General features: G+C 71.9%; 23 protein-coding genes and 1 pseudogene. 9 read left to right on the forward strand and 15 right to left on the reverse strand.

Translation table 11 applies throughout. The features are described from left to right. Positions 1–39: 39 nt before the first annotated feature. Genes ACFRFH_RS06170 through ACFRFH_RS06180 form a run of 3 tightly spaced genes read right to left on the reverse strand, consistent with a single transcriptional unit; the run spans position 40 to position 2,275 of the window. Positions 40–444 carry a RidA family protein gene (locus ACFRFH_RS06170; RefSeq protein ID WP_382462107.1) on the reverse strand — a complete coding sequence of 135 codons (405 nt, stop codon included), beginning with the start codon at positions 442–444 and terminating at the stop codon, positions 40–42. Further along, on the reverse strand, positions 441–1,238 hold the full coding sequence (locus ACFRFH_RS06175) for an IclR family transcriptional regulator (protein ID WP_382462108.1): 798 nt from the start codon (positions 1,236–1,238) through the stop codon (positions 441–443). Before ACFRFH_RS06175 ends, ACFRFH_RS06170 begins: the two co-directional genes overlap by 4 nt. Beyond that, positions 1,235–2,275 (reverse strand): sugar kinase, encoded by a 1,041-nt coding sequence (locus ACFRFH_RS06180; RefSeq protein ID WP_382462109.1) that lies wholly within the window; start codon positions 2,273–2,275, stop codon positions 1,235–1,237. Before ACFRFH_RS06180 ends, ACFRFH_RS06175 begins: the two co-directional genes overlap by 4 nt. A gap of 114 nt (positions 2,276–2,389) precedes the next feature. Here ACFRFH_RS06180 and ACFRFH_RS06185 point away from each other — a divergent pair, with 114 nt between their 5' ends. The 4 genes and pseudogenes from ACFRFH_RS06185 to ACFRFH_RS06200 form a co-directional block, all read left to right on the forward strand. Continuing rightward, entirely contained in the window at positions 2,390–3,643 is a 1,254-nt protein-coding gene (locus ACFRFH_RS06185) for an amino acid deaminase (protein WP_382462110.1), read from the forward strand. A gap of 10 nt (positions 3,644–3,653) precedes the next feature. Beyond that, a complete protein-coding gene (locus ACFRFH_RS06190) occupies positions 3,654–4,274 on the forward strand; it encodes a bifunctional 4-hydroxy-2-oxoglutarate aldolase/2-dehydro-3-deoxy-phosphogluconate aldolase (RefSeq protein ID WP_382462111.1) in 621 nt (206 codons plus the stop codon). Then, the gene (locus ACFRFH_RS06195) at positions 4,271–5,890 is read left to right on the forward strand and encodes an amidohydrolase family protein (RefSeq protein WP_382462112.1); all 1,620 of its coding nucleotides are present in this window, start codon (positions 4,271–4,273) and stop codon (positions 5,888–5,890) included. Before ACFRFH_RS06190 ends, ACFRFH_RS06195 begins: the two co-directional genes overlap by 4 nt. Then, positions 5,875–6,093 (forward strand): annotated as a pseudogene (locus tag ACFRFH_RS06200) (alpha/beta hydrolase); the annotation flags it as partial. The gene ACFRFH_RS06195 and the pseudogene ACFRFH_RS06200, both read left to right, overlap by 16 nt. Before the next feature lie 59 nt (positions 6,094–6,152). On the opposite strand, the gene ACFRFH_RS06205 reads toward ACFRFH_RS06200, so the two are convergent. The 6 genes from ACFRFH_RS06205 to ACFRFH_RS06230 all read right to left on the reverse strand — a co-directional run bounded on the left by ACFRFH_RS06205 (position 6,153) and on the right by ACFRFH_RS06230 (position 11,620). Continuing rightward, on the reverse strand, positions 6,153–7,304 hold the full coding sequence (locus ACFRFH_RS06205; protein ID WP_382462113.1) for a mannitol-1-phosphate 5-dehydrogenase: 1,152 nt from the start codon (positions 7,302–7,304) through the stop codon (positions 6,153–6,155). A 12-nt stretch (positions 7,305–7,316) separates the two neighbouring features. Further along, entirely contained in the window at positions 7,317–7,754 is a 438-nt protein-coding gene (locus tag ACFRFH_RS06210; RefSeq protein WP_382462114.1) for a PTS sugar transporter subunit IIA, read from the reverse strand. Beyond that, positions 7,751–9,271 carry a PTS mannitol transporter subunit IICB gene (locus ACFRFH_RS06215; protein ID WP_382462115.1) on the reverse strand — a complete coding sequence of 507 codons (1,521 nt, stop codon included), beginning with the start codon at positions 9,269–9,271 and terminating at the stop codon, positions 7,751–7,753. Before ACFRFH_RS06215 ends, ACFRFH_RS06210 begins: the two co-directional genes overlap by 4 nt. Positions 9,272–9,296: 25 nt before the next feature. Further along, the gene (gene ptsP, locus ACFRFH_RS06220; RefSeq protein WP_382462116.1) at positions 9,297–10,979 is read right to left on the reverse strand and encodes a phosphoenolpyruvate--protein phosphotransferase; all 1,683 of its coding nucleotides are present in this window, start codon (positions 10,977–10,979) and stop codon (positions 9,297–9,299) included. 2 nt (positions 10,980–10,981) lie between these two features. Then, positions 10,982–11,248 carry an HPr family phosphocarrier protein gene (locus ACFRFH_RS06225; RefSeq protein WP_370055496.1) on the reverse strand — a complete coding sequence of 89 codons (267 nt, stop codon included), beginning with the start codon at positions 11,246–11,248 and terminating at the stop codon, positions 10,982–10,984. A 63-nt stretch (positions 11,249–11,311) separates the two neighbouring features. Then, positions 11,312–11,620: a PTS sugar transporter subunit IIB gene (locus ACFRFH_RS06230; RefSeq protein ID WP_382462117.1), complete on the reverse strand. Its 309-nt coding sequence runs from the start codon at positions 11,618–11,620 to the stop codon at positions 11,312–11,314. A 200-nt stretch (positions 11,621–11,820) separates the two neighbouring features. Between ACFRFH_RS06230 and ACFRFH_RS06235 the strand changes: the two genes are divergently transcribed. Further along, complete coding sequence (locus tag ACFRFH_RS06235; protein ID WP_382462118.1) at positions 11,821–12,954, forward strand: acyltransferase family protein; 1,134 nt, start codon at positions 11,821–11,823, stop codon at positions 12,952–12,954. Between the two features lie 80 nt (positions 12,955–13,034). Further along, entirely contained in the window at positions 13,035–14,936 is a 1,902-nt protein-coding gene (locus ACFRFH_RS06240; RefSeq protein ID WP_382462119.1) for a BglG family transcription antiterminator, read from the forward strand. 69 nt (positions 14,937–15,005) lie between these two features. Here ACFRFH_RS06240 and ACFRFH_RS06245 read toward each other — a convergent pair whose 3' ends face one another. The 4 genes from ACFRFH_RS06245 to nucS form a co-directional block, all read right to left on the reverse strand. Beyond that, positions 15,006–15,416: a hypothetical protein gene (locus ACFRFH_RS06245; RefSeq protein WP_382462120.1), complete on the reverse strand. Its 411-nt coding sequence runs from the start codon at positions 15,414–15,416 to the stop codon at positions 15,006–15,008. A 96-nt stretch (positions 15,417–15,512) separates the two neighbouring features. After that, a complete protein-coding gene (locus ACFRFH_RS06250; protein WP_382462121.1) occupies positions 15,513–16,208 on the reverse strand; it encodes an HAD hydrolase-like protein in 696 nt (231 codons plus the stop codon). A gap of 37 nt (positions 16,209–16,245) precedes the next feature. Continuing rightward, positions 16,246–16,668: an SseB family protein gene (locus ACFRFH_RS06255; RefSeq protein WP_382462122.1), complete on the reverse strand. Its 423-nt coding sequence runs from the start codon at positions 16,666–16,668 to the stop codon at positions 16,246–16,248. Continuing rightward, positions 16,668–17,363 (reverse strand): endonuclease NucS, encoded by a 696-nt coding sequence (nucS, locus tag ACFRFH_RS06260; RefSeq protein WP_382462123.1) that lies wholly within the window; start codon positions 17,361–17,363, stop codon positions 16,668–16,670. Before nucS ends, ACFRFH_RS06255 begins: the two co-directional genes overlap by 1 nt. Positions 17,364–17,396: 33 nt before the next feature. Here nucS and ACFRFH_RS06265 point away from each other — a divergent pair, with 33 nt between their 5' ends. Next, complete coding sequence (locus ACFRFH_RS06265) at positions 17,397–18,440, forward strand: lactonase family protein (RefSeq protein ID WP_382462124.1); 1,044 nt, start codon at positions 17,397–17,399, stop codon at positions 18,438–18,440. A gap of 391 nt (positions 18,441–18,831) precedes the next feature. Here the strand turns inward: ACFRFH_RS06265 and ACFRFH_RS06270 are convergent, their stop codons facing one another. Then, a complete protein-coding gene (locus tag ACFRFH_RS06270) occupies positions 18,832–20,088 on the reverse strand; it encodes an MFS transporter (protein ID WP_382462125.1) in 1,257 nt (418 codons plus the stop codon). Between the two features lie 111 nt (positions 20,089–20,199). Here ACFRFH_RS06270 and ACFRFH_RS06275 point away from each other — a divergent pair, with 111 nt between their 5' ends. Together ACFRFH_RS06275 and ACFRFH_RS06280 are read left to right on the forward strand one after the other, a co-directional pair. Next, positions 20,200–21,264, forward strand: a complete 1,065-nt coding sequence (locus ACFRFH_RS06275; RefSeq protein ID WP_382462126.1) for a LacI family DNA-binding transcriptional regulator — start codon at positions 20,200–20,202, stop codon at positions 21,262–21,264. A gap of 151 nt (positions 21,265–21,415) precedes the next feature. Next, positions 21,416–22,624, forward strand: a complete 1,209-nt coding sequence (locus tag ACFRFH_RS06280; protein WP_382462127.1) for an amidohydrolase — start codon at positions 21,416–21,418, stop codon at positions 22,622–22,624. A gap of 28 nt (positions 22,625–22,652) precedes the next feature. Here ACFRFH_RS06280 and ACFRFH_RS06285 read toward each other — a convergent pair whose 3' ends face one another. Then, positions 22,653–23,987: an MATE family efflux transporter gene (locus ACFRFH_RS06285; protein WP_382462128.1), complete on the reverse strand. Its 1,335-nt coding sequence runs from the start codon at positions 23,985–23,987 to the stop codon at positions 22,653–22,655. Between the last annotated feature and the right edge of the window lie 52 nt (positions 23,988–24,039).

The following is a 24,039-nucleotide window of genomic DNA, read 5'->3' on the forward strand; positions in this document are numbered from 1 at the left end:
GTGAGGTCGGGGTGAACTGTCAGACCGGGTTCGCTCCGCTCAGCCGAGTACGGCGAACGCGTCGATCTCCACCAGCATCTCCGCCCGCGGCAGCCCCGTGAACACCGTGGTGCGCGCCGGCAGCACGCCGGAAGCCACGCGCGTCGCCAGGAACTCCCCGTACGCCTCGTTCATGGCCGCGAAGTCGTCGCGCGTGGTCAGGTAGACGCGGAGCATCATCACGTCGTCGAAGCCGGCGCCGCCCGCCGCGAGCACGGCCTCCACATTGCTGAGGGTGCGCTCGGTCTGCGCCTTCACGTCGCCGGGGTGGAGGTACTCGTTCGTCGCCGGGTCCACCGGGCCCTGGCCGGAGACCTGTAGGAATGGGCCGCGCTTCACCCCTTGCGAGAAGGTGTGGGCGGGCGCGGGCGCGTCAGCGGTGGTGAGGGCGATGCGGTCGGTCATGGGGACTCCTTCGGTGGGGCGGGGGACGGATCGGGTGCGGAGGCGGTCGTCGACGTCCGCGCCCCCAGCTCGGCCGAGATGCGCTCGGTCGCGTCCCGCAGCGCCGGCAGCAGCGCGAGCACGCCGTCGTGCGGCAGCACCACGTTCGGCGCGGAGATCGACACGGCCGCGGCGACCCGTCCGTCCGGTCCGTGGACGGGCGCACCGACGCAGTTCATGAAGGTCTCGTGCTCCTCGTGGTCCTCGGCCCAGCCGCGCTCGGCGCTGACCGCGACGTCGGCGAGCAGCCCGGCGACGGTGACGTGCGTCCTCGGGGTGAAGGCATGCAGGTCGAGGCCGGCGGCGACGCGTTCGCGCTCCGCCGGGTCGAGGCCGCCCAGCAGCACCTTGCCGACCGCGGTCGCGTGGATGGCCGCCGGGAGGCCGATCCGGCTGTACATCCGCAGGCCCTGGCGGGACTCGACCTTGTCGATGTAGGTGACGACGCCGTCCTGGTACGTCGCCAGGTGGACGGTCTGGCCGGTGTCGGCGGCCAACGCGCGCAGGATCGGCGCCGCCGCGGTGCGCACGTCGACGGCGTCGAGCGCGTCGGACGCCAGCGCGAACACCGCCGGGCCGACACGGTAGCGATGCGCGGTGTCGTGGGCGGCGAACCCGCGCGACTCCAGCGTCTGCAGCAATCGGAGGACGGTCGACTTGTGTACGTCCAGCTCGGCCGACAGCGCATCCAGGGTGCGGACGCCCCGCGACAGGAGGTCGAGGACGTCTAACGCGCGCGCGACGGACTGGCTCATGGGATGCGGTCCACGGGCGCGGAGACCGGCGCATGCCACGGGATATCGCCCGGGTGCACCCGCCACCGCTCCCACACGTCATCCGCCGCCGCCGCGATCGCGTCGCGCTCGCCGCGGGTCGGCACGGTCAGCGGCCGGTCGCCGTGGCCGATCAGCGTCAGCGCGGCGAGCGAGTGCCCGAACCGCAGCGCGGCCGTGTCGTCCCGACCCTCCGCGAACCCGGCGAGGAACCCCGCCGCGAACGCGTCGCCCGCGCCGACCGGCTCCACGACCTCCACCGTCAGGCACGGCACATGGGTCTCGCCGCCGTCGCGCCGGTACGCGGAGGCGCGGCGCTCCTCGTCCTTCAGCACGAGCGTTCGCAGGTGCGGGAGGTCGGCGAACAGCCGGGCGGGGTCCGTGTGCCCGAAGTGGACGTGCGCCTCCTCGTGACCGGCGAAGAGCAGGTCCGCCTGGCCGAGGAGGCTGTCGAGTGCTGCGCGGTCGCGGCCGGTCCAGAGGGCGGGGCGGAGGTTGAGGTCGACGCTGACGAGGGTGTCGGGGCCGACGAGCGCGCGCAGGTTCGCCGCGACCTCCGCGGTGGAGTCCGAGAGCGCCGGCGTGATGCCGGAGGTGTGGACGATGGTCGCCCCGCCGAGCAGCGCGGCGGCGGGTTCCGCGCGGAGCTGCTCCACGCCGAGCGCGGAGGCCGCCGACCAGCTGCGGTAGTAGTGCATCCGGGTCCGCACGCCGCCGGGGCCGGCCACCGGCTCCTTCACGTAGAGGCCGGTCGGGCGGCCGGGGTCCCGCTCGACGGCCGAGGTGTCGACGCCGGCCTCGCGCGCGGCCGTGAGCACGCGGTCGCCGAAACCGTCCACCCCGAGGCGCGACACCCACGCGGTCGGGAGGCCGAGCCGGGCGAGCGTGGTGGCGACGTTGAACTCCGCGCCGCCGACGTCGGAGCCGAAGCTGTGCGCCTCCGCGAGCGGGAGGTGGTGGTCGGGATAGAGCACGACCATCGCTTCGCCGATGGTGACCAGATGTGCGGGCTCCGCCATCCGTCCTCCCCTTCTCCTGCCGTCGGCCTTTCGCGATGGACTGGGATCATGCTAGACAAGAGTGCACTGGATTTGCAACGAGCGTTGCGTATTGCGCAATGGTGAGGGAGATGCATGGACGAGTTCAAGGCCGCGCCGCTCGGCTTCACCTCGGCCGACGTCGCCGACCTCCCGCGCACGCGCCCGCAGCTCCGCGACTTCCCGACGCCGATCGTGACCCTGAGCGAGTCCGCGGTCGCCCACAACCTCGCGACGATGGCCGACTGGTGCGCCCAGGCGGGCGTCGCCCTCGCGCCGCACGGCAAGACGACGATGAGCCGCGAGCTCTGGCAGCGCCAGCTCGACGCGGGCGCCTGGGGGATCACGGTGGCGACACCGTGGCAGGCGTCGGTCGCGCTCGGCTGGGGCATCCCGCGGGTGCTGCTGGCGAACGCGCTCGTGCAGCCGGCGGCGCTGCGTGCGCTGGCTCCCGACGCGGACCGGCTGACCGTGTGGGCCGACTCGCCGCGCACGGTCTCGATCATGACGGAGGCGCTGACGGCCGCCGATCCCTCTGTCCCGCTCGCCGTGCTCGTCGAGCTCGGCGGGGCCCACGGGCGCACGGGAGCCCGCGGGCTGGAGGCGGCGCTCGCCGTCGCTGCGGCGGTCGCGGCCTCCCCGGTCCTGCGACTCGCCGGGGTCGCCGGGTACGAGGGCGCCCTCGCGCACGACGCGACGGCGGAGTCGCTCGACCGCGTTCAGCGCTATCTGGAAGAGCTGCTGGCCCTGCACGACGCGATCGAGGCCGCCGGACTCTACCCGCCGGACGGGCCGGTCATCCTCACGGCGGGAGGCAGCGCGTACTTCGACCAGGTCGCGGACGTGCTCGCGCCGCGCCGCTCGGCGGGCGGCCGCGGCCGGGACGTGGAGGTGTTGCTGCGGTCGGGTGCCTACATCACGCACGACGACGGCTTCTACCGCTCGATCACCCCGCTGCGGCGCGGGCCCAGGGGAGACGGCCGCGAGTTCCACGCCGCGATCCACGGCTGGGCGACCGTGGTCTCCCGCCCCGAGCCCGGGCTGGTGCTCGTGGACGCGGGCAAGCGCGACCTCCCATACGACGAGGGACTGCCGATCCCGCAGGCGATCCGGCGGTACGGGGAGCCGGTCGCCGTCCCGCTGGAGGGCGCCGTCGTCAGCGCGCTCAACGACCAGCACGCGTTCGTACTGCTGCCGGACGACGCGGCGGTGGAGGTCGGCGACGTCATCCGCTTCGGGCTCTCGCACCCGTGCACGACGTTCGACAAGTGGCGCGCGCTCGCCGTGGTGGACGACGCGCTCGCGGGTGAGCCTCGCGTGATCGGGATGGTAGAGACGAACTTTGGATGACAGGAGCCCCATGCTGATCGAGACCCTCACCGCCGACCGGGCGCTCGCGGTCGTCCGCGCGCCGCGCATCGACGACCCCGTCGCGCTCTGCCAGGCGCTCGTCGCCGGCGGCATCCGCACGGTCGAGTTCACCTTCACCACCCCGGATGTGGAGGCCGTGATCGCTGCGGCCGCCGCGGATCCGCACGGTGCGCTGGTCGGCGCGGGGACCGTGACGGACGCGCGCACCGCGGAGGCGGCGATCGCGGCGGGCGCGCGATTCCTGGTGACGCCCGGGCTCAGCGAGGGCGCGGCAGCGGTCGCGCGCGAGGCGGGGGTGCCGATCATGCTCGGGGCGCTCAGCCCGTCGGAGGTCATGCGGGCGCTCGAGCTGGGGTCGGCCGCGGTGAAGGTGTTCCCAGCGTCCGCTGTCGGGCCCGGCTACCTGAAGGACCTGCGCGGGCCGTTCCCGGGCGTCCCGTTCGTGCCGTCGGGCGGCCTCCACGCGGGCAACGCGGGCGAGTGGATGGCGGCGGGAGCCCTCGCCGTCACGGCCGGGTCGAGCGTGGTCGGGGTGGCGGACATCGAGGCGGCGGCGTGGGACGCGGTGACCGAGAAGGCGCGCGCGTTCACCGCAGCAGCGGCCGAGTGAGCGCAGCCGTGGATGCCTCGCCGCTGCTCATCCGCGGCGGCCTCCTCCTCGACGGCAGCGGCCGGCCGGGACGCGTCGGAGACGTGCTCGTGGTGGGCGACAGAATCGTGGAGGTCGGACGCCGGCTGGACGGCACGGGCGCCCGCACGATCGACGCTGCCGGTCTCGCCGTGGCTCCCGGCTTCATCGACATGCACGCGCACTCGGACCTGGCCGTCCTCGACGATCCGCTGAACCTGCCCGCCGTCACGCAGGGGGTGACGACACAGGTCGTCGGGCAGGACGGCCTGTCGTACGCACCGGCGAGCGAGCACACCCTCGGCGTCCTGCGCGAGCAGCTCGCCGGCTGGAACGGTCCGCGCGGTCCGGAGGCCGGCTGGGCGGACGTCGCCGGCTACCTGGCCGAAGTCGACCGGCGCGGCACCGCGACGAACGTCGCCTATCTGGTCCCGCACGGCACCGTCCGCCTCGACGTCATCGGCGCGGACGACCGGCCGGCGACCCCGGCCGAGCTCACCGCGATGCGCGCCCAGGTCGTCCGCGGGATGCGCGACGGCGCGTTCGGTCTGTCGGCAGGCCTCAGCTACGCACCAGGGATGTTCGCGGACACCGCGGAGCTGGTCGCGCTCTGCGAGGTCGTCGCCGCGTGCGGCGGGTACTTCGCCCCGCACCAGCGCTCCTACGGCGCGGGAGCGCTGGAGGGCTACGCGGAGATGATCGAGATCGCCCGCCGCTCCGGCTGCGCCCTCCATCTCACGCACGCGACCATGAACTTCGCCGTCAACCACGGTCGCGCGGGCGAGTTGCTCGCCCTCATCGACGCCGCGCTCGCGGACGGCGTGAACATCACCCTCGACAGCTATCCGTACCTGGCAGGATCGACCACGCTCTCCGCCCTGCTGCCCGGCTGGGCGGCGGCAGGCGGCCCTGACGCGACGCTTCGACGGCTGCAGGACCGCGCGGACCGGGCGCGCATCGTCCACGAGCTGGACGTCGCGGGCTCCGACGGCGCGCACGGCGTCCCCGTCGATTGGAGCACCGTGGAGGTCTCCGGCGTGCGCGATCCCGCGCTCTCGAACCGGGTGGGTCGCACGATCGCGGACCTCGCCGCGGAGGAGGGCCGGCCTCCCGCCGAGCTCGCCCTCGACCTCCTGGTCGCCGACCGGCTCGGCACCGGCATCCTCCAGCACGTCGGCGACGAGGACAACGTCCGCACGGTCATGCGCCACCCGCGGCACACCGGCGGCAGCGACGGCCTCCTCGTCGGAGACAAGCCGCACCCGCGGGCGTGGGGGACCTTCCCGCGCTATCTCGGCCGCTACGTCCGCGAGGAGGGCATCCTGACCCTGGAGGACGCGATCGTCCACCTGTCCTCCCGCCCGGCCGCGCGCCTGGGGCTCGCGGATCGGGGCCGGATCGCGCCGGGGATGGTCGCCGACCTCGTCCTGTTCGATCCAGACGCCGTCATCGACCGCGCCACGTTCGCCGAGCCACGCCGGCAGGCCGCCGGCATCCCCTGGGTGCTCGTCGCGGGCGTCCCCGTGGTCGCGGAAGGCCATCGCACTGAGGCCGCCCCCGGCCGGGCGCTACGCTCGGCCTCATGCGCGCCTTCCTGATCCTGCACGGCTGGGGCAACTTCCGCCCGCCAGGACACTGGCAGTACGAGCTCGCCGCCGCGCTGCGCGAGCGCGGTGAGCGCGTCGTCTACCCGCAGCTCCCGGACGCGCAGGAGCCGAACCTGAGCGCATGGCGGGAGGCCGCAGCGGCGGCCCTCGCCGAGGCGTCGGAGGGTGAAGCGCGGGTGACCGTCATCGCCCACAGTCTGAGCGCGATGCTCGGCCACGATCGTCCCGCGCTAGCGCGGCGACAGCGGAACGTTCAGCGCTCGGCGGCGCGCACGACCTCCACCAGCGGCTCGAACAGCGGCTCGCCCCGATGGACGTCCATGACCTCGTCCACGATGTCCTCCGGTTCGGCGCGCTGGAGGAGCAGTTGCAGCTCCAGGCTCTGCGTGTCCTCCGGCACATCGAAGCGCAGCGCGGCGCCGATCGCGGCGAGCAGCGCCTCCGGGACGCCGCCGACGTACTGCACGTAGTCGGCGGCCGGGCCGACGAACCGGTCGTTGCGGCCGAGCTTGCGCAGCGGCTCGCGGCCGACGCGCGTCACCTCGTCCACCAGGTACGGGTTGCGGAACCGGTTGAGGATCTTCGCCCGGTATGCGGCCAGCTCCTCCGGGTCCAGCCCGTGCTTGGCGCTCAGCGCGGCCGACGTCTCCGCCAGTGCAGCCTCCGTCGCCGCCAGCACCGACGGGATGCCGATCGCCTCGCTGATGATCGTCGCGCCCGCCAGGAAGCCCGTGTAAGCCACGGTGGCGTGCCCGGTGTTGACCGTGAACAGCTTGCGCTCGATGTACGGCCCGAGGGAGTCCACGAAGTGGGCGCCCGGGATCGGGGGCACGTTCCCGTTGAACGGGCTGCGATCGACGACCCACTCGTAGAAGGTCTCCACCGTCACGTCGATGCCCGCGTCCGGCGCCTGGGCGGGGACGATGCGGTCGACGGCCGTGTTCGCGAACACCGCGCGGGCGGCCAGCTCGTCGCGGGTGTCGTCGTCCGGGAGGCCGTCCATCAGCTCGGCCGCGAGCAGATCGGTCGCGCCGATCGCGTTCTCGCAGGCCATGACGGCGAGCCGCGGAGCGTCGGACGCCCGGGCTGCGAGCCCGCGCGCGATCACCGGTGCGACGAAGCGCAGGATGCGCGGGCCGACCGCCGTGGTCACCACATCCGCCGTGGCGATCTCCGCGACCAGCGCGTCCTCAGCTGTCGCGCTGTTGATCGCCCGGAAGCCGGTGACGGTCTTGGTCTCCGCGTCGTCCCCGACGAGGTGGACCGCGTACGAGTCCGCCGCGTCGAGCGCGTCGATCAGCTCCGCGTTGACGTCCGCGAACACCACCTCGTACCCGGCTTCGTGGAGCAGGAGCCCCACGAAGCCGCGCCCGATGTTGCCCGCGCCGAAGTGAACGGCTTTCATGCGACCCCCGTCTCAGTCGTTGACGTCGCCGAGCAGCGCGAACAGGGCGTCCGCGTCCGGCGCGTCGATGAGCTGCTGCACATCGTCCTCCTCCGAAAAGAGGATGGCGATCTTGCTCAGGATGTCGAGGTGCTCGTTGTTCTTCCCGGCGATGCCCACGACGAACCGCACCTCCTCGCCGCCCCAGTCGAGCGGCGAGGAGTAGCGGATGAAGGAGAGCGCCGAGCGCACGATCTCGTCCTTGGACTCGTTGGTGCCGTGCGGGATGGCCAGGCCGTTCCCCATGAAGGTGGAGACGGTCGCCTCGCGCTGCGCCATCGAGTCGACGTAACCCGGCTGCACGGCGCCCGCCCTGACGAGCAGCTCACCCGCCTCCCGGATCGCGTCCTCCCGCGTGGTCGCGCTGCCCGCGGCCACGACGTTCGCCCGGTCGAGAATCGTGTCGGTCATTTGGTGGCGTCCTCCGTAACGGTCTGCTGCTTGGCGACGAGGTCGACGACCTCGTCGTACTTGGGGCTGTTCATGAAGTTGTCGACGGACACATGGAGCGAGTCAGGCGACTGGCCCTTGGCGCGGTCGGTGAGCTCGCGCTGCGTGATCACCAGGTCGGCCGTGCCGTCGAGGTTGTTGATGGCCTGGTTCGTCACCGTGACCCCCTCCACGCCGGCCTTCTTGATCTTGTTCCGCAGCACGGATGCGCCCATCGCGGACGAGCCCATCCCAGCGTCGCATGCGAAGACGATGTTGCGCACCAGTCGGTCGGTGGCATCGCCCTGCGCGTCGCCGGTGTCGTGCTCGCCCTCCTGGACCAGACCCTCCAGGACCGAGGAGGACTTGCCCTTGTTGGCCTCGGTCTGCGCGACGGCGGCCTGCAGGTCGCCGGCGTTGCCGCTGGCCAGGTCGCGCTTGCGGGAGGCCCGCAGCACGATCGCTGTGAAGGTGAAGGAGACAGCGGCCGCGGCGACGATCGCCACCGCGATGCCGAACATGTTCGGCACCGGTGCTTGCGCGAAGATGGCGAACACCGATCCGGGAGCGGCGGGCGCCCGCAGCCCGGTCTGGAACGCGACGTTCACGGCGACGCCCGTCATCCCGCCGAGCACGGCGCCGACGATGAGGATCGGCTTCATCAGCACATACGGGAAGTAGATCTCGTGGATGCCGCCGAAGAACTGGATGATGAACGCTCCCGGTGCGCTGGCACGCGCCGCGCCGAGGCCGAAGATCGCCCATGCCAGGAGGATGCCGGCGCCGGGGCCGGGGTTCGTCTCGATCAGGAACAGGATCGACTTGCCGGTCTGCTGGGCCTCGAGCGTTCCGATCGGCGTGAAGACGCCGTGGTTGATCGCATTGTTGAGAAAGAGCACCTTGCCCGGCTCGACCAGAATGCTGACCAGCGGGAGGAGATGCACCGAGACCAGCCAGTTGACGCCGGCCTCGAGGCCCTTGCTCAACCACTCGACCAGTGGTGCGATCGAGAAGAACGCACCGATCGCGAGAATGAAGCCGAGGATTCCGGCGGAGAAGTTGTTGACGAGCATCTCGAAGCCCGCCTTGATCTTCCCCTCCCAGATCCTGTCCACGAGCTTCATCAGGTAGCCGCCGAGCGGCCCCATGATCATCGCGCCGATGAACATCGGGATGTCCGACCCGACGATCACGCCCATCGCGGCGATCGTGCCGACGACGCCACCGCGCACTCCGTAGACGAGACGACCGCCGGTGTTGGCCAGCAGCAACGGCAGCAGGTACGTGATCATCGGACCCACGAGGCTCGCGATGTCCTTGTTCGGGAACGGGCCCTGCGCGATGAAGAGCGCGGTGATGATGCCCCACGCGATGAACGCGGGGATGTTCGGCATGACCATGCTGGAGAGGAAGCTGCCGAAACGCTGTACGTGGACGCGCGCTCCGCCCGGCTTCTTGACCGCGGGGGTCGTCGCCGACGTCTCTGTCGCCGATGTCATTCTGGGCCTCGATTCTGGTTTGGGATCAGGGATGGAACCCGGCGGCCGTGGTTCGGACGGCCTCCCGGGCTTCGGCCGCGCCGTCGGCGGCCAGTGCTGCCCCGGCCAGGGCTTTCGCCTGGTCGAGGGTGTAACGGGTGAGGGACAGCCGCACGTCGGCGAGTGCCGCGGGCGACATCGAGAGGGTGGTCGCGCCGAGTCCGACGAGCACCACCGCGAGCAGGGGGTCGGCTGCGGCCTCGCCGCAGATGCCGACCGGCTTGCCGTGCGCCGCCCCGGCAGCGCCGACCTCCCCGACGAGGCGGAGGACGGCCGGGTGCCACGGGTCCTGGAAGCCGGCGACCGATCCGAGGAGGCGGTCGGCGGCCATCGTGTACTGGGTGAGGTCGTTGGTGCCGATGGAGGCGAAGGAGGCCTCCCGCAGCACCCGGTCGGCCAGCAGTGCTGCGGACGGGACCTCGACCATGACGCCGACGGTCTTCAGCCCGAACTCGCCGGCCAGCTTCATGAAGTAGCGGGTCTCCTCGACCGTCGCGACCATGGGGGCCATGACCCACAGGTCGGCCTTCGTCTGCGCGTCGGCCTCGGCGAGGGCGGTGAGCTGCTCCCGCAGGATGTCCTCGTTCGCGCGCAGCGCCCGGATGCCGCGCAGGCCCAGCGCCGGGTTGTCCTCGTGCGCGTCGTTGAGGAACTCCAGCGGCTTGTCAGCGCCCGCGTCGAGCACCCGCACGACGACCTTCTTGCCGGGGAAGGCCTGCAGCAGCTTCACGTACTGCTCGCGCTGCTGCTCCACGGTCGGTGCCATCCGCGCGTCGAGGAAGAGGAACTCGGTGCGGAACAGGCCGACGCCCTCGGCTCCCGCATCGAGCGCCTTCTGCGCGCCCTCGGCCGAACCGAGGTTCGCCAGCAGCGGGATCGCGGTGCCGTCGGCGAGCGCGCCGGGCTCCAGCCCGCCGGAGAGGGCGGCCTCCCGCTCGGCGATGCGGCGGCGAGCGTCGTCGGTCTGCGCTGCGCTCGGGGCGACGGTGACGGTGCCGGCCCCGGCGTCGAGGATCACCTCGGCGCCCGCGGCCAGGTCGTCCGCCCCGGCGACGCCGACGATCGCGACGATCGCCTTCTCGCGGGCCAGGATCGCGGTGTGCGAGGTCGGGCCGCCCTCCCGGGTGACCAGGCCGAGCACCTTCGTCAGATCCAGCAGCGCCGTGTCGGCCGGCGCGAGGTCCCGGGCCACCAGGATGTACGGCTCGTCGGACTCCGGCACGCCCGGCGCCGGCCGGCCCTCCAGAGCCGCGATCACCCGCTGGGCCACGTCATCCAGGTCGCTCGCGCGCTCGCCCATGTAGCCGCCGAGGCCGATGAGCATGTCCCGGAACACCCCGAAGCCCTCGAACACCGCGCGCTCGGCGGTCGTGCCGCCGTCGATGCGGGAGGCCACGTCGTCGGCGAGGGAGGAGTCCTCCGCCATCATCGACTGCGCCTCCAGCACGTCCGCCGCGGTCCCGGTCACGCGACCGGCGCGCTCGCGCAGATCTGCGGCCACGGTCGCGACGGCCTGCGCGACGCGGGCCTTCTCCTCGTCAGGGGTGCGCGTGCTGGGAGTGGCTTCCGGCTCGGGGAGCGGGTCGGACATCCGGAGCACCCGGCCGAGGGCGATGCCCTGGCCGATGCCGGCCCCGGTGAGCTGTGTGGTCTCCACGATCTCGGACATGATCAGGCGTCGTGGTCCGTGGTGAGGATCACGGCCAGGTCGTCGAGGACGGATTCGCCGTTCGCGGCGTCTGTCGTCAGCACGATCTTGTCGCCGTGGTCGATGCCCAGCGAGATGACGCCGAGGATGCTGCCGGCGTCGACCGTGCGGCCGCCCTCCTTGGACAGCGACACCTTCGCACCGGAGGCGCCGACGGCCTCCACGAAGAGCTTGGCGGGACGGGCGTGCAGCCCGTGGGTCGATCCGACGGTGATGATCCGCTCAGCCATTGTTCCGGTCTCCTTCGTTGTCGGTTGGCACGGTACGCCGCGGTTCAGCGGTGCCATCGGCTCTCATCGTGCCCCGGCCTTCGCGTTGAGGGCCAGATCCAGCGCGAGTGCGCCGTCGAGTGCGGCGGGCGAGACGGGCGGGAGGACGGCGACCGCGGTGCCGGTGGCGGCGGCCCGCGCACGCAGCGCGGGAACGACCGACTCCAGGTGCGCACCGACGAGGACGACGTCGACCGCGGCGAGCGAATCGAGCTGGCTCGCGCTGCCCGCGGCGACCTGCACCTGCAGCCCGCGCGCTGCAGCCGCGTTGCGGAGCTTCACGGCGACGAAGGTGCTGGAGGCGCCGGCGCCGCAGACAACGATGATCTTCATCGACATCATGCCTTTCGGTGGTGCACGAACGGATGGAACGGGTGGATCGGGTGGTCCGGTGGATCGTGACCATGCTCGTCCTGACGCCCAGGTGGGGGCCAGGAAGGTTTCTTCCTGGGGGTGCGGAAGCGGCTTGCTCAGGTAGGAATGCTGCATTGACATTGATGCTCTAAAATCGGGAGTCGACCGAAGGAGCGCGTATGCCGATCCCCACCGACCACGCGACGCATTCCCGCCTCGCCCTCCTCGACCTCCTCCGCCTCGCCGCCGCCCTCTCGGTCGTCGCCTACCACTGGCTGTTCTGGGGCCCGGAGTACGGCGCCGTCCACGCCTTCACCTCCACGCCGGTCACCTGGCTCGCTGCCTACGGCTTCCTCGGCGTGCAGCTCTTCTTCCTCATCAGCGGTTTCGTCATCTTCCTCTCCGCGTCCGGCCGGGAGGCCTCGGCGTTCGCGTCCGGACGGGCGACGCGGCTCTATCCCGCCTATTGGGCGGGCGTCGCGCTCACGTCGGCCACCCTGCTGCTCACCGCCCAGACGCCGCCCGCCGAGCTGCTCCCGAAGTTCCTCGCCAACCTCACGATGGCTCCCGCGGTCTTCCGGCAACCGCAGCTCGACGGCGTCTACTGGACGCTGACGTTAGAGCTGCAGTTCTACGCGCTGGTCTTCCTCTTCCTGTTGTTCCGGCGCCGGCATTGGCTGGAGACCTTCTTCCCTCTGTGGGCGATCGGGATGCTCGGCACGACCCTCTTCGTGCCGCGCGTGGCGGCGCTCCCGCTGTGCGGCGACCTGTTCACCCTGTTCGCCGGCGGCGCGATCATCGCGATGGTGTCCCGCTCCGGATGGACGGCACTGCGGGCGGCCGGCCTGGTCGCGAGCGCGATCGGCGGCGTCGTCGCGACCATCCGGCGCGCGGAGGAGGCAGGCGAAGGCGCGGCGACGAACCCGGTCGCGCTGGGCGTCGTCGTGATACTGCTCTTCGTGCTGGTGTTCGTCCTGACCCGGCCGAAGGTGGCTGCTCTGCCGATCCCCGGGAGTCGCTTCCTTGGTGCCCTGACATATCCGCTGTACCTCTCGCACGCGGTGTTCGGGTACGCGCTGCTCAACGCGTGGGTCGACCCGGAGGCGATCTGGCCCGGGATCGCCGCAGCCCTCCTTGTGGTCCTGATCGTGGCGGCGGCCATCCACTTCGTCGTGGAGCGAGGCGGGGCGACGCTCTGGCGTGCGCTGTTCGCGTTCGTGTTCTCTCCTGTCGCCCGGGTGGAGCGGCGGAAGGAACCGAGGGGCACGCGGCGCGGACGGCGGGCCGAGCGCGCGCCCAGCCGTTCTTCCTGAGGGGCGGAAATCTGGCGCGGGCCGCCTGCGGGAACCCCGGCCGAGTGATTGACTCGGTTGCGGAAAGGTGGTCGCGTCGCATGGCGCTCTCGGCGAAGCAGACGAGGATGCTCGACATCCTGTCGCGTCGTGCTGCCTGGGTGACGGCCGCCGAACTCGCGCACGACCTCGGCGTGACCTCCCGCAGCATCCGCAGCTACTCCGCCGCGCTCGGCGAACTGGTCGAGTCGGGGCCGAACGGCTACCGGGTGAAGGGGGAGGCCTACGCCGCCTACCTGGCCGACGCGTCCGGCGCCTCACCGACGGCGGGCTCGCCGCAGGAGCGCCTCGCCTTCCTCGCCCGGCGGCTCCTCGACGAGCCGGAGGGGATCGACGTCTACGAGACGGCGGAGAGCCTCTTCGTGAGCGACTCCACCATCGAGTCGGATCTCACCCGGGTGCGCAGCCTCCTCGCGGACACCGAGCTGGAGCTCGACCGGCACGGTCCGGTCGCGCGGTTGAACGGGCCGGAGATCGCGCGGCGCAAGCTGATCAGCCGGCTGTTCCGGGACGAGATGCGGCAGGGCGTCGTCGATGTCTCGCGCATCCAGGAGGCGTTCAAGTCGGAGGGGTTGGCCGCGTTCAAGTCCGACCTGGTGGAGATGCTGGACGCGCGCGGGTTCTTCGTCAACGAGTACGGCATCAACGACGTGCTGCTGCACATGGCCGTCGCCCTAGACCGCGTCGCCAAGGACCGGGTGCTCCCCGCGGCGGGCGCGGCGGAGGCGGGAGAGGCCCTGCGCGGCCTGGCGGACGACCTCGGCGGCCTCGTGCGCACGCACTTCGACGTGGAGCTCGACCCGACCGAGCTGCGCTACCTCGCCATCCTGCTGCGCACGCGGGTCATCGCGCCGGGAGCGCGCGCGGACAGCGTCGCCGAGTTCGTCAGCGAGGCCGACCTGGAGACCGTGCGCGGGATCGTCGCGCGGGCCTCCACCGAGTACCTGGTCGACCTCCGCGACGAGGATTTCATCGTGCGGCTCACCCTGCACGTCCAGAACCTGGTGGCCAGGGCGCACGAGAACACCTATTCGCGCAACCCGCTCACTCGTTCCATCAAGAGCTCGTACCCGATGACGTACGAGCTGGCCGTCTACATCGCCAGCCGGCTGCAGGCGGCCGAGGGGATCGCGGTCAACGACGACGAGATCGCCTACATCGCGATGCACGTCGGCGCCTACCTGGAGCAGCAGTCCCGCCGCCGGGACGCCGTGCGCACCGCGGTGGTCTGCCCGAACTACTACGACATGCACATCCTGCTGCGCGAGAAGCTGGAGAGCGCGCTCGGCGACGAGTTGGACATCGTGAGCGTGATCACGTCCACCGACGCCGACTGGTCCGCGATCGACGCCGACCTCGTGCTGACCACGATCGACCCGCGCGGACGGCGGGAGAACACGGTCATCGTGCAGCCGTTCCTCACCGCGACCGACGTGGAGCACATCCGGCAGTCGGTCGCGCGCATCCGCCGGCAGCGCCGCAGGGCTGGGATCAAGAATGAGCTGCTGGAGTACTTCGACGACAGCCTGTTCCTCCGCAACTTCTACGCGCGCGACGCCATCACGATGATCCGCGCGCTCGGCGACAGGATGATCGCGGCGGACGCGATCGGCCGCGACTACGTGGAGCAGGCGGTCGAGCGCGAGCAGATGTCGTCCACAGCGTTCACGGACACCCTGGCGGTGCCGCACGCCATGACGATGAACGCGAAGCGGACGGCGATCGCGATCGTCGTCAACGACACCGCGATGGACTGGGGCGACGCCCGGGTCAACGTGATCGCGTTCATCGCCTTCTCGGAGGGCGGCCGCGCCGCGTTCCAGACGGTCTTCGACCAGTTCGTGGAGGTCTTCTCCGACCGGGAGGCCGTGCTCGGCCTGATCCGCCGCGCCGACACCTTCACCGCCTTCATCGACGAGCTCGTCCGCATCATCGACGCGTAGCGCCCCCCGAAACGTGAGAAGTCGCGGGAATCGACCGTGCGATTCCCGCGACTACTCACTGTTCGATCGTCAGTTGGCGGTGACGGCGTACGTCACGGCGACGCCGGGGGTGCCGACGGCGACGGTGTACGTGGCGTTCTTGTAGACGGCACGGCTGTCGGTCGCGCCGGGCTGGGCCGTGTAACCGGCCTTCTCGAGAGCGGCCTTGGCGTCGGCGAAGCCGTTCTTGTCCTTCGGCTGGACGGTGACGGACCAGCCGTCGTTCTTGTCGCCGTTGGCCACGATGACGGTGCCGGCGACGAGCGGGACGTCCGACTTCGGGAAGTCGGACGGGAGCGACTTGGCGGCCGCCTCCTGGGAAGCCGACGCCGCCGGCGTCGAGCTGGAGCCGCTGCCGCCGCCGGAGCAGCCGGTCAGTGCGGCGATGGACAGTGCCGCGACGAGGGCGGCGGGGACGAGCAGTTTGCTGTTGGTGCGCATCATTCTTCCTAGTGCTGTATGCGGTTCGGTAGTACAACACTCCAGCGTACTGCGCAGCCTCCGGCGCTCTCGCCTCCGGGCCCTGGCGGCCGGCGCTCAGCCCAGCAGCAGCGTGCTGAGCTGGTCGGCGGAGTGCACGACCGCGATGGCGCCCGCCGCCTCGGCCGGGGAGCCGTAGCCCCACTCGACGAGGATCGTCGGGATGCCGTGCTCGCCCGCACCCTCCACGTCGTACGCGCGGTCGCCGACCATCACGGTGTGGTCGAGCGCGACGCCCAGCTCACCGAGGCGGCGCAGGGCGTCGGCGATGACGTCGGCCTTCGCGCTGCGGCTCTCGTCCTCGGTCGCGCCGGCGATGATGTCGAAGTACTGCGCGAGCTCGAAGTGCTCCAGGATGCGCGTGGCCTGGGCCTCCGGCTTGCTGGTGGCGACGGCGAGCGGGATGCCCGCGGCCTGCAGACGCTGGAGGAGGCCACGGACGCCGGGGAACACGGCGCTGTCGAACGCGCCGTTGGCCGCGTAGTCCGCGCGGTAGACGGTGAGTGCGGCGCGGGCGCCCGCCTCGTCGAAGCCGGCCATCTCCTGCAGCGAGTCGAGCAGGGGAGGCCCGACGTACTCCACGAGTTCGGCGGGGGTGGGGATGGGGAGGCCGAGCGTCTCGAACATGCGCACCAGGGAGGACGTGATGCCGGGTGCGGAGTCGGTGAGGGTGCCATCGAGGTCGAAGAGGACGCAGGTCCAGGTGCGCGCGACGGGCGCGGGTGCCTCGGTGATCGTGGTCGGATTTGTCATAGCCGTCCAATGCTATGTGAGATGTACGAATGTATCGTCAGTGCTCGCTGAGAGCCGACTCGATGTGCGAGCGCGCGACGACCATCGTGTGGGCGGCTCCCGGGTCGAACTGCACGGCCACGAAGTCGGCGTTCGCGATGTAGCCGAGGGCCTCGGCGGCCGGGACGATCACGGCCTGCACCCGCGTGCCCGTGCCACCCGCGGCCCCGACGGCGTTGCGCAGCGCCTTCATCGAGGTGAACAGCGGCAGCACCGGCTCGCCCGCGGTGGACTGGATGGTCCGCAGCCGCACCTCCCCGGGCTCGGACCCGGTGACGTCGACCACGAGGCCGCCCGTCGTCGCGGCGGAGAGCAGAGCCTCCAGGTTCTCCATCGTCGGCTCGCTGGCGATGGCGGCGAGGGCCTTGCGGACGGGCCCGTTCTCGTAGGTCTGCGGGAAGCGTCCAGCGGGGGCGGCCATCAGAACAGCCTGCTGTCGCTGTCGTCCAGCCCCCGCATGGCGTCGTAGTCGAGCACCAGACAGCGGATGCCGCGGTCCTCGGCCAGCGTGCGGGCCTGGGGTTTGATCTCCTGAGCGGCGAACACCCCGGACACCGGCGCCAGCAGCGGGTCGCGGTTCATCAGCTCGAGGTAGCGGGTGAGCTGCTCGACGCCGTCGATGTCGCCGCGGCGCTTCAGCTCGACGGCGACCGACGCTCCGCGGTCGTCGCGGGCCAGGATGTCGACCGGGCCGATCGCGGTCATGTACTCGCGGCGGACCAGTACGTGGCCGTCGCCGAGGAGGTGGATCTGCTCGGCAAGCAGCTTCTGGAGGTGCGCTTCCACGCCGTCCTTCTGCAGCCCGGGGTCGACGCCCAGCTCGTGCGCGGAGTCGTGCAGCACCTCGTGGATGGACACGATCAGCATGTCGGCGGTCTTCGCCTGCGTGACCCGCCAGACCTCGGTGATCCCGGCCTCCTGCTGGAGCTCGTCCGGCTCGTCGACCGTGAGCGTGCAGGGCGGACTCATCCAGTTGAGCGGCTTGTAGGAGCCGCCGTCGGAGTGGACGAGGAGGCTGCCGTCGGCCTTGAGCATGAGCAGGCGCTTGGCGAGCGGGAGGTGGGCGCTCAGGCGGCCGGCGTAGTCGACGGAACAGTTGGCTATCACGAGGCGCACCGGTCAAGTGTACGGTGCTGGCAGGATGAGGGGATGGCCCACGACCTCCTCATCGGCACCTATACGCAGCGCCTCCCGCACGTCGACGGTCACGCCGACGGTGTGCTGTCCGCGCGGTTCGACGGCACGGCGGTCGTTGACGTGGCCGTGGCGGCCGAGGTGCCGAACCCGTCGTGGGTGGCGGTGTCGGCGGATGGCTCCCACGTCTACGCGGTCGAGGAGACCGGACCCGACGGCGGCGTCTCGGCTTTCGCGCGTTCGGCGGACGGCTTGCTGCGACCGCTCGGCCGGGTGTCGAGCGGCGGGGACTCGCCCGCGCATCTGGCGCTGCATCCGTCCGGCCGGTTCCTGCTGACGGGTACCTACGTCGGCGGCAACGTCTCCGTCTTCGCCCTCGACGGCGGGGCGATCGGCGAGCGGACCGCGTTCGTGCAGCACGAGGGCCACGGCCCCGACCCCGCGCGGCAGGAGGCTCCGCACGTCCACCAGCTCTCGGTCGACCCGGTGACCGGGGACGTCGTGGTCGTCGACCTCGGGCTCGGCGAGGTGCGCTGGTACGCGCTGTCTCCGTCGGGTTCGCTGACCCTCCGCCCGGAGGCGACCGTCGCGGTGGGTGCTGCGGGAGCGCGGCACCTGGCGTTCCACCCGGACGGTCGGCACGCCCTCCTGCTGAACGAGCTGGACAGCACCCTCGACGTGCTGCGCCGGGAGGGCGACCGCTTCGAACGCGTCGCCTCGGCCGGGACGCGTGGCCCGAACGCCGCCGGCGCGAACCTGCCCGCCGCAGTACGAGTGACGGACGACGGTCGCACCGTGCTCGTAACGAACCGCGGCGACGACACGATCGCGGTGTTCGCGTTCGACGCGGCGTCGTCGGCCGTCGAGCTCGTGGACGTCGTGGAGGTCGGAGGCCGCGCCCCGCGCGACCTCGTGCTGTCGCCGGAGGGCGACCGCGTTCTTGCCGCGTGCCAGGACAGCGACGAGGTGGCCGTGTTCGCGTTCGACGCCGCGTCGCGCGCGCTGCGCCGACTCGGCGCGACGCCCGTCCCGACCCCCGTCTGCCTCGCGTTCGCGTAGCCGCGCGCCGCACATTCGTGCCGAATGTCGCCTTCGGCGCCCCGATACCCCACATTCCTCACGAATGTCGGCACCACTTCACGCGCACATTCGTGACGAATGTCGTGTTCGGTGCCGCGATACCCACATTCGTGCCGAATGTCGGCACCACTTCGACGCCCCACGATTCGTGGCGAATGTCGCGTTTGACGCCGCGATACCCCACATTCGTCACGAATGTCGGCACCACTTCGACGCCGCACGTTCCTGACGAATGTCGCGTTTGGCGGCGCGATACCCCACATTCGTGCCGAATGTCGGCACCACTGCATGCGCGCATTCGTGACGAATGTCGCGATTGGGGGCGCGATACCGCGCATTCGTGCGGAATGTGCGGAGTGCGGCGGCGGGGCTACTCGGCGGCGGGCTGGACGCGCGTCCGGCGCTGCGCGGCGGGGCGCACGGCCGGCGCGGCGAGGAACGACGCGACCAGCAGCACGAGGATGAGGTACAGCGCGTTCAGGAGGCCGAACTCCTTGCCCAGGAAACCGATCAGCGGCGGCCCGACCAGGAACGCGCAGTAGCCGATGATCGCCACCGCCGAGACGCGCGCGGCCGGGTTCTCCGTCCCCTCCGACGCCGCCGACATCCCGAGCGGGAAGCCCAGCGACACGCCGAAGCCCCACAGCACCGTGCCGATCACGGCCACCCACAGCGGGCCGCCGAGGATGAAGAGCAGGAGGCCGGCCACGCCCATCGCCGCCGTCACGCGGATCGCGGCGACGCGTCCGACGCGGTCGACGATCGGTCCGCCGAGCACGCGGCCGAGCGTCATCGCGGCGACGAAGAAGCCGAACACGAGCGCGCCGGTGGAGTTGGACTGGCCGTGCCCGTCGACCGTGGCCAGCGCGATCCAGTCGTTCGCCGAGCCCTCGCCGAACGCCATGCCGAGCATGACCACACCGATGAGGATCAGCCGCCAATCCGTCCACACCGCCAGCGACGCGCGCAGCCGCTGACCGAAGGGGATGCGCGGCCGCTCGGCCGTCTCGTCGCCGAGGTCGGCCTCCCGCGGGATGAAGCGGATCGCGACCAGTGCCACCGCGACGAGCACCACGGCGATGAAGGACAGGTGCCACACGACGCCGATGTGGAGGGCCGCGGCGGCCGCACCCATCCCGGCTCCGAGCACCGTGCCCAGGCTGAAGAACGCGTGCATGAGCGGCATCAGCGTCTTGCCGATCTCCCGCTCGACCGCGGTGCCCTCGACGTTCATCATCACGTCGACCATCCCGTTGCCGAAGCCGAGCAGGATGAGGCCGACCGCGACCATCGGCACCGCGTGGAACACCGTCGAGCCGAAGCCGATCGCCAGCGTGCCGATCGCCACGATCACGAGGCTCCCGACCATCCCCTTGTGCGGGCCGAAGCGCACGAGCACGAGGGAGGACACCGACAGCCCGATGATGGCGCCGGCCGACATCCCGAGGATGAGCAGCCCGACCGACGACGGGTCGCGGCCCAGGCCGAGGTCGTCGCGGACGCCGGGGATGCGGGCCACCCACGTCGCCATCGCGAGTCCGCTGAGGATGAAGATCACGAAGACCGCGTTGCGCCAGGCGCGCAGTTCGCTGCGGTCGCGGGTCGTCGTCGGGGTCGGCTGTGACATCGGCTGTCCTGGGAGGAGCGGGGGCCGCGAGCGGCCGGCGGGTTCTGGTGGGGGAGCGGATTTCACCACTCGAATCGTTTCGATCGAAACGATTCGACTAAGCTACCACATGTGAACGACAGCAGCACACCCCTCGCGGGCGCCCGGCCGACGCTGGCCGCCGTCGCCCGCCTGGCGGGTGTCTCCAACTCCACCGCCTCCCTCGCCTTCTCCGGCACCGGCCCCGTCTCGGACGCCACGCGCGAGCGCGTCCTCGACGCCGCCAAGCAGCTCGACTACGCCGGGCCCGACCCGCGCGCCCGCTCGCTGCGCCGCGGCCGGTCCGGGATCGTCGGCGTGGTGATGGAGGAGCGGGTCGGCGACGCGTTCCGCGACCCGATCAAGATCGCCCTGCTCGACGGCATCTCCGACGAGATCGCCGCCGTCGACGCCGGCCTCCTCATCCTCACCGACGCGGGGGAGACCGCCCAGCGCATCGAGGACGCCCCGATGGACGCCGTGGTGCTGGTCGGCTGCAGCCCGCGCCTCGACGAGTCGGTCGCGATGCTGCGCCGGCGCGGCATCCCGCTCGTGGCGATCGAGGGTGACCCGGCCGACGACGTCCCCTCCATCGGCCAGGACAACAGGGAGGCCACCCGCCTCGCCGCCCAGCACCTTCACGACCTCGGCCACCGCGACGTCGCGATCGTCACCCTGCCGCTCCCGCGCGATCGCGCGCGTGGACCGCTGACGCCCGCCATCGTGCGCGGCAGCGGCTCCACCACGGCCACCCAGCGCCTGGCCGGCGCCAGGGACGTGTTCCCCGACGCGGGCGGCTGGACGACCCGCGGCTCGTTCGTGGAGGAGGGCCGCATCGCCGGCGCCGCCCTGCTCTCCGAATCGTCGCGCCCCACCGCGATCATCGCGCAGAGCGACCTGCTCGCCGCCGGCGTGATCCGCGCCGCCGAGGAGCTCGGCCTGGAGGTGCCGGGCGACGTCAGCGTGGTCGGCTTCGACGGCGTCCGCGTCGACGGCCTCTGGCCCTACGACCTGACCACGCTGGTCCAGCCCGCCGTCGAGAAGGGCCGCGCCGCCGGCCGCGCCATCGTCGACATGCTGGAGGGCCGCGCCCCCCACCCCACCTCCTTCACCAGCAACTTCCACCCCGGCAACACCACCGCCCCACCCCACCCCTGACCCCCGCCCTCACCCCACCCCCGCGCCACCTTCCCGTCGCCAACGGAGGACTCCCACCCCGCCACCGCCCCGATCTCCTCCGTTAACCGACATCCCGCGCCACAGCCCCACAGATCTCCTCCGCTACCGACACCCGCATAGGGTGGACCGCATGGACCTCGAAGCCCTCTACCGCGACCTCCACGCCCACCCCGAGCTCTCGTTCCAGGAGCACCGCACCGCCGGCATCGTCGCCGAGCACCTGTCCGCCCTCGGACTGGAGGTGCACACCGGCATCGGCCGCACCGGCGTCGCGGGCGTGCTCCGCAACGGCGACGGCCCGACCGTGCTGCTGCGTGCCGACATGGACGCGCTGCCGGTCCGCGAGGAGACCGGCCTCCCGTGGGCGTCGACCCAGACCGCGCCCGGCGACGACGGCAACCCCGTCCCGGTCATGCACGCGTGCGGCCACGACATCCACATCACCTGCCTACTCGGCGCGGTGGAGCGCTTCGCCACGACCACCGGCGACTGGTCGGGGACGCTCGTGGCCGTGTTCCAGCCGGCGGAGGAGCACGGCGGCGGCGCTGACGTCATGGTCCAGGACGGCCTGTACTCGAAGGTCCCTGCGCCGGACATCGTGCTCGGCCAGCACGTCACCCCGTTCCCCGCCGGCATGGTGGGCGCCCACCCCGGCCCCGCGATGGCCGCGGTCGACGCCTTCGAGGTGACGCTGCACGGCCGCGGAGGCCACGGCTCGCGTCCGGAGACGACCATCGACCCGGTGGTCATGGCGGCCTCGGCGGTCATGCGCCTGCAGACTGTCGTGTCGCGCGAGACCGCCCCGCAGGACACCGCGGTCGTCACGGTCGGCACCCTCCACGCCGGCACCAAGAACAACATCATCGCGCCGTCGGCGACCCTCGGGATCAGCGTGCGCAGCTTCGACGAGGCCGTCCGCACGCGCGTGCTGGAGGGCGTCGACCGCATCCTCCGCGCCGAGCTGCTGGCCAGCGGCTCCCCGCACGAGCCGACGACGGAGTGGGGCGAGCGCTACCCGGTCACGGTCAACGACCTGGAGGCCACGGCGCGCGTGAACGCGGCGTTCGCGTCCGAGTTCGGTGCGGAGGCCGTTCTCGAGCCGGGCGCGCTGTCCGGCAGCGAGGACGTCGGCAATCTGGCGACGGCGGCGGGCGTCCCGCTCGTCTACTGGCTGCTCGGTGGCGGCGACCCGGAGACGGTGCGCGCGGCGATCGCGGCGGGGACCGTGGAGACGGACATCCCGTCCAACCACTCGCCGTTCTTCGCGCCGGTCGCGCAGCCGACGATCGATGTGGGCGTGCGTGCGCTGGTGGTGGCGGCGCAGGAGTGGTTGGGGTGAGTTGATCGGTAGCGGGGCGCGCGCCCCGCTACCGCTCCGCCCCCACCCGCATCCACGCCCGCCCTCGCGCCCGCAGCCCCAGCGTCACCGCCCGCGCCCCGAGGTATCCGAACGCGAACGCCGCCGTCAGCGCTGCAAGCCCGCCCGCGTCGTGCGACCCCCACGCCACCACCGCGAGCGCCAGCGGCACGAACACTGCGACGTTCAACACTCCCGTCAGCGCCAGATACCGCGCATCCCCCGCGCCGATCAGCACACCGTCGAGCACGAACACGTAGCCGCCCAGCGGCGCGCTCACCCCGATGATGGCGAGCGCGGTCGGCAGCAGCGCCGCCACCGACGGGCTGCTCGTGAACAGCCCCGCCGCGACCGGGCTGAGCGCGACGGTCGCCGCGCCCAGGACCACGCCGGCGCCGAGCCCCCACTGCACGCACCGGCGCAGGACCTCCCGGACGTCGCCGAGCTCCCCGGCGCCGAGCCCCTTGCCGACCAGCGCCTGCGCGGCGATCGCGAGCGCGTCCAGGGCGAACGCGAGTGTTGCGAACACAGTCATCGTCACCTGGAAGGCCGCGAGCTCGTCCGGCCCCAGCCGGGTCGCGCAGAACACGGCCAGCAGCATCGCCGCCCGCAGGCTCGCCGTGCGAAGGAACAGCCATCCGCCCGCCCGGGCGGTCCGGCCGATCCCGGCGTGGTGCGGGAGCAGCGGGGAGCCGACCCGTCGCGCGTGCCGGACCACGATGACCGCGTACACGACGACCATCGCCCACTGTGCCACGACGGTCCCGAGCGCGGAGCCGGCGATCCCGAGCCCGGCCAGATAGATGAAGCAGAAGTTGAGCAGGATGTTCGCCCCGAATCCCGCGACGGCGACCGCGAGCGGGGTGCGGGTGTCCTGGAGGCCGCGCAGCAGCCCGGTCATCGCGAACACGAGCAGCATGGCCGGGAGCCCGAGCATCGAGATCGCGAGGTACGTTTCCGCCTGGGAGGCGACCTCCGCGGACGCCCCGAACAGCCCCACCAGCAGCGGTGAGGCCGCCCATCCGGCCGCGGCGAGCACGACTCCGAGCGCGAGCGCCAACCAGCTCCCGTCCACCCCGGCCGCGACAGCCCCGCGCTCGTCGCCCGCTCCCAGGCGACGCGCGACGGCGGGCGTGGTCGAGTAGGCGAGGAACACCATGAGCCCGACGATGGTCTGCAGGATGGCGCTCGCGATCCCGAGCCCGGCAAGCGGCGCGACCCCCAGGTGCCCGACCATCGCCGAGTCGGCCAGGAGGAAGAGCGGCTCGGCCACGAGCGCGCCGAGCGCGGGGACGGCGAGCCGCAGTATCTCGCGGTCGAGCGGGCGGCGGGGGAGGACGTTCACGGCGGGGACAACGCTACCGCGAAGGGGTGACGCGGGCGGGGGCCGCTACCAT

The organism is Leifsonia sp. NPDC056824, from assembly GCF_042789575.1.
Lineage (GTDB): Bacteria > Actinomycetota > Actinomycetes > Actinomycetales > Microbacteriaceae > Leifsonia.